The following is a 4,990-nucleotide window of genomic DNA, read 5'->3' as shown; positions in this document are numbered from 1 at the left end:
CTCGGACATCGTTCGCGTCCTTCGCGGGAGTAGCTCAGTTGGCTAGAGCATCAGCCTTCCAAGCTGAGGGTCGCGGGTTCGAGTCCCGTCTCCCGCTCTAAGGGAAAACGAGGCCCGGTAGGCATTTAGATCGCCTACCGGGCCTCGCTGTTCCAATACTTCGGGGTCGTCGTTGACAGTGGTGGTGCCAATTCATGAGCTAACACGCCCAGCTCGCGGCGGCGCTGCCAGTCGCGGCCGGCGCGTGACCTCAACGCTCACGCGCGGGGAGGTGAACGGCGGATCACGATCAAGGCGACCGAAGTGGATGAACGCCGCCCCACCCGGGGTGAACCGGGGCGGGGGCTAGGGCGCTTTCGGTCCTAGGAGGAGTCCAGATCGGGCGCGACTACGAAGACAGCTAGACGATCTGCGGCGCCAGAACGTCCCGCAGCTTCTGCGCACGGCGTCGCCGGCGCCCGTTGAGCGACCTACGTAGTCCTACGCGGCTTGCTACGTACTCCCTCCGGCTCGCCTCAGTCCCTCCCCGGTGCAGGTTGGAGGTGAAGCTTACGAGCAAGCCCCGAGACAGGAGCACATCACATGCGCCGCTTCATACTCGCCCTCGCCATCGCCGTCTGCGCGCCGTCTGGTGCCCTCCCCTCGGACGCCCAGAGTCCGCCGACCTTGGCCGCGGGCGACAGTGTCCGGTTCGCCGTGCCCGGTTTCAGCTTTGAAGGCTCCGTCGTGGAGATCGCTGGTGACACGGTGACTTATCGGGGGCCTGGCCTCCCGGGCACGCGGCCCGAGGTTCGAGTGGTCCAACGAGTCGATTCGCTCCATATCCTCCTCGCCACCGCCGGCTGGCGAAGTGTCTACGCCCCGGCCGGTTACGGCATCGAGGTGGGTCGCATCATCAAGCGAAAGCGTCCTCTTCTAGCCTTGGCTTTGGGTGCCGGATGGGCGGCGACGATTGTCGCGTTCTGCGAATTGAAGGAAAGCGACGGCCCAGGTTTCCGTTCGGAGTGCGTCAGAGGACGTGCGTACGGCGCGGCAGCGGGCGGGATGGGGGTAATGATTGCCCTCGGGCTGATTCTCGAGTCGAAACGATTCGAGTGGATGGCGGCCTCGCTCCCGGGGTCCACGGAGTCTAAAGTCGGTCTACGCGTCGGGCACCGTCCCGACGGCGCCACGGAAGTCGGCTTCGCCGTTAGGTGGGGCCGGTAGGCGGAAGGCGATGCACTTCGTATTCGTGGATTTGGAAGTCATTTCGACTCCGAGTTTCGCGTAGGCCGCGGCGACAGGCAGGGTGAAGCAAGTCGACCCGTGCATGGTCGAGAGGTCGGAGCGCGGGCGGAGCGCCCCTTGAGCGTCGCGGGTTCGAGTCCCGTCTCCCGCTCTGACGACTCAGTCCTGCTCCAGGAACTCCAGGAACGAGGCCATCCCGGCCGCCTCCGTGGGCCCGCCCTCGACGTACTCGGCGGCGGTCGCCAGAAACTCCAGGTCCACCACAGGCTCGGCGGGTGTCGGTGCAGTTGGTGAGGGAGCGTCCGGCGCGACCCTGCTCTCCGCGACCACCAACGGTACGGGTGGCTCCTCGGCCTGGCCCACGCCCGCGCCGTTGCCTGAAAGCGCGGGCTCGCTCGCTGACTCGGTAGCCGGCTCGGGCTCGATCTCGCCGGTCTGGACGATGTCGGACAGGAACGACAGATCGACCAGGGGGCGTCCGGGCACGGCTTCCGTCGCGGACTCGTCCGCCGGAGCCTCGGGCTGCGCGGCCTCGGGCTGCGCGGCCTCGGCCACGGGTTCCGCCGCTGGCGCTTCCACCGGGGGCGCTTCGGCTGCGGGCGCCTCGGCCTCCGGCGCTTCGGCCTCGTCGGACTCCTCCTCGTCGGAGAGGAAGATCCTCGCTGCCGCCGGATCCTCCTCGTCCACGACGCCGTCGCCGGCGGCGTTCGCCAGCGTGCCTTCGTGCCCCGGCTCGACGCCATCCAGAGCGACGTCCCAGTCGTCCGCCGGCGGGGCGTCGGCCGGCTCGACGAGCTGCGGCCCGGTCCATTCCGAGCCGGCCCGGATCAGGTCGGCGCCGTCGAGATCGGGGTCGGGCGATGCGCTCGCCGCCGCGTGATCGATCTCGACTTCGTCCGGCAGGTCCAACAGCGGCGCCTCGGGGCTCTCGTGCCACGGCGCGGCCGCGCTCGAACTGTGCCCCCAGCCTTGATCGTCACGGCGCTCCTCACCCTCCGCGGCGCCCTCCTCGACGGGCGCGCCTTCGCTCGGCGCGTCGTCGGGCGCCGGTATCTTGTGGCTGGAGACCTCCGCCGTGGCTGTCGCCGGACGTTCCACCGTGTCTGCACCCGCCGGGGGCTCGTCTGCGCCCGTCAAGAGCGCATCCACCGCCGCGTTTTCCACCGCCGCCACGGCCATCGGCGATGCGCGCAGCCCCACCGCCTTCTTCGGCTTCCTGAAGCGATCGGTCAGCCCCCGGATGCCATCGAGCAGTGGCCCGAGCGTTCCCATGAGGGCGCCCATCGGCCCCGCGCGCCCGGCGCGCCCCATGGGCGCGGCGATGCGGTACCGGGTGAGCGCCCCCGCCGCGGACAGGACCAACAGGTGCGCGGCGTCGGGGGTCCGGAGGAGGACCGGGTCGGAGGAAATGCGCGGCCCGTCCTCCTTGGCGCCCCGCTCGACCGTGAGGTTTTCGGCGCTCCAGTCTCCGCCCTCGTGCCAGCGGTACAGGAGAAGCTCGGCCCCGCGCCTGGCGGCGACCACGATGGTGCGGCCGCTGGCCGCGGCGGCCGGCTCGCCCTCGACGCGGAACAGCGGCCCGATGGTGATGCGATCCACGGTGACGTTTTCCGCGCTCCAGGTGCCGTCCGGACCCCCCGCGTAGTGGACGATGTCGCCCGCCTCGCTGCGGCCGAACACGTGCCGGCGTCCCGCGGCGCTGCCCGCGACGCGTGGGTCGGTCGCCAGGGTCAGCGAAGCATCGCTGCCGGCCGCGTCCGCGGTCAGGTCCCTGCCCACCCAGCGGCCTCCCTCGGCCAGCCGGAACTGGAGCAGATGGCCACCCACGCCGCGCGCGAACACCTCTATGGCGCCGTCGTCGGACAGCTCTACGACCGGGGTACCCTCGATGGGCAGTCGCCGGAGCTCCGCGCGCGCCGCCCCGGGCCGCGCCGCGCGCCAGCGGCCATCGGTTTCCGCGCGGAAGTGGACGAGTTCGCCGTCGGCGTTCTTGCCCAGCACGTGGGCCTTGCCGGTCCGATCGACGACCCCGGCCACGCCGCCCAGGAGGTGCGCGGCGGCCTCCGCGCCGTATTCCTTCGACACGTTTTCCGCCGACCAGCCGCGCACGGTCGACCACGAATAGATCAGCAGGTTCCCGTCCGGGTTCACGGCCCCGAACACGGGATGACGGCCTCCCTGGAGCACCAACGGTGGTCCCCCGATCCTGAAGCGCAGGCCCGTATTCGGCTGGTCGGTGAGGTCTTCCGCCGACCAGCCGCGCGAGCCCTTGCGCAGGAAGAGCAGGTGGCCGTTGACCCCGCGCATGGCCACGCCGGGCCTACCCGACGTCACGCCCGCGAGTACCGGCGGACCGTCGAAGCGGAAGTCCGCGCCCACGTCACCCAGGTCGGCGGGGCGCTCGCGGGTCCAGCCGCCGTCGGTCGCGCGCATGAAGACCAAGTGGCCGTCGGTGTCCCGAGCGAGCACTCCCGCGCCGTTCGGGCCGACCTCCACGGCCGCGAGGTCCGGCTCGAGTCCAACCCGCTGCCGCTCGCCAACGGGCGCGACCGACGCCTCTACCGCGGGCGGTGCGGCCCGGTCGTAGGGCACCGCGATCAGCCCACGGATGTGCTCGTCGCGGCCCATGCGACCGGAGAACGCCGCGGATCCCTTGCCGAGATCGAGGAGCAACGTCGCGGCGTCGTCGCCCGGGCGGCGCGGGTCGTAGGTCCAGACCGTCGCACGCTCGGAGTCGGCTTCGTAACGCGCCCCTAGCACGAAACGGTTGCCGGTGGGGTCGGCGAACGGACCCCTCTGCCCGATCAGGAGGAGGAGTACCGGCCTGCCCGCGTCCATCTCTTTGCGGGCGCGGGCCCACTCGGCGCGGGCGAGCCGGCCGAGAGACCCGGTGCGTCCGGAGTCGGGCATGCGCTGGGCCGCGGCCGCGCGGGCCACCGTGTCCTTGGCGAGAACGTTCGCGAGTCGCAGGATGAACTCCGCGTACAGCGGATCCTCGGCTCCCGGAGCGTGCACCGTTCTCGGGATCCGACGGCCGGCCGCGAAGCGATCAATTGCAGCCCAGCACATACCCCCCGCGAGGCCGAACTCCGGCGCCACCGGCCGCCCGAGGCCGATCAGCGCGGCCGGGCAGTCGTAATCGTCGGGGAAGGGCCACCCATGGACCGATGGACGAAAACTGGGCATCTGGCGTTGTTCTCCGTTCCACGCAGACCCACGGCCGGTCTCGGCCGCAAACCGTGCGTACTCGGTTCAGGACTCGGGAACGCGCGGCCTGATCCTCGCGCGGCATCGCGCGGGCCGCTATCGGGAGAGATAACAGAAAAAAATGTGCACACGCACGCGTGTGTTTGCAACGGTCGCGTTCCCTCGAACTACATGGTGGCGCGGCCGTTGACACACTTGCGCACGCTGGTTAGACTGACGGTCTTCCTCCGGTCAGGTACGCCGCAAGTTGCGGGCCGGAACGGGGGTTGTGCTGACCGCAGCGGCGCGGACGAACGCCAGGCGCGATTCTCCGCGCCGCACGTGCGCGGACCGTCGCTTGGGTGGGCGAAGGGCTCGCGTAGCTCAGGGGTAGAGCGCTTCCTTGGTAAGGAAGAGGTCACGGGTTCAAATCCCGTCGCGAGCTCCTGCGTTTCCGTACAACCGCAACGCACTCTCGGAAAACGAACCATGGCCAAGGCGAAGTTTGAGCGGACGAAGCCGCACGTAAACGTGGGGACGATAGGTCACGTAGACCACGGCAAGACGACGTTGACGG

General features: G+C 70.2%; 3 protein-coding genes and 2 tRNA genes. 4 read left to right on the top strand and 1 reads right to left on the bottom strand.

Translation table 11 applies throughout. From position 1 onward, the window contains the following. Nucleotides 1-23 precede the first annotated feature (23 nt). Both ABFS34_15720 and ABFS34_15715 read left to right on the top strand, forming a co-directional pair. Nucleotides 24-97 (top strand) — tRNA-Gly (locus ABFS34_15720). Between the two features lie 485 nt (nt 98-582). Next, nucleotides 583-1,206 (top strand): hypothetical protein, encoded by a 624-nt coding sequence (locus ABFS34_15715; GenBank protein MEN8376875.1) that lies wholly within the window; start codon nt 583-585, stop codon nt 1,204-1,206. Between the two features lie 180 nt (nt 1,207-1,386). On the opposite strand, the gene ABFS34_15710 is transcribed toward ABFS34_15715, so the two are convergent. Beyond that, nucleotides 1,387-4,413, bottom strand: coding sequence for a hypothetical protein (locus ABFS34_15710; GenBank protein ID MEN8376874.1), 3,027 nt, complete (start codon nt 4,411-4,413; stop codon nt 1,387-1,389). 373 nt (nt 4,414-4,786) lie between these two features. On the opposite strand from ABFS34_15710, the gene ABFS34_15705 reads away from it, so the two are divergent. Together ABFS34_15705 and ABFS34_15700 are read left to right on the top strand one after the other, a co-directional pair. After that, nucleotides 4,787-4,858: transfer RNA gene (locus ABFS34_15705), tRNA-Thr, on the top strand. Nucleotides 4,859-4,902: 44 nt separating this feature from the next. Then, a partial coding sequence (locus ABFS34_15700) for a GTP-binding protein (GenBank protein ID MEN8376873.1) occupies nt 4,903-4,990 on the top strand: 88 nt, incomplete at its 3' end.

The sequence above is a fragment of the Gemmatimonadota bacterium genome, assembly GCA_039715185.1.
Lineage (GTDB): Bacteria > Gemmatimonadota > Gemmatimonadetes > Longimicrobiales > RSA9 > DATHRK01.
Note: the sequence above shows the minus strand (reverse complement) of the source record. Positions and strands in the feature narration are given on the sequence as shown.

Bases quoted from the DNA above. Each gene is read 5' to 3' on its own strand.
- ABFS34_15715 (MEN8376875.1), top strand. From the start codon at position 583: ATGCGCCGCTTCATACTCGCCCTCGCCATCGCCGTCTGCGCGCCGTCT.
- ABFS34_15710 (MEN8376874.1), bottom strand. From the start codon at position 4,413: ATGCCCAGTTTTCGTCCATCGGTCCATGGGTGGCCCTTCCCCGACGAT.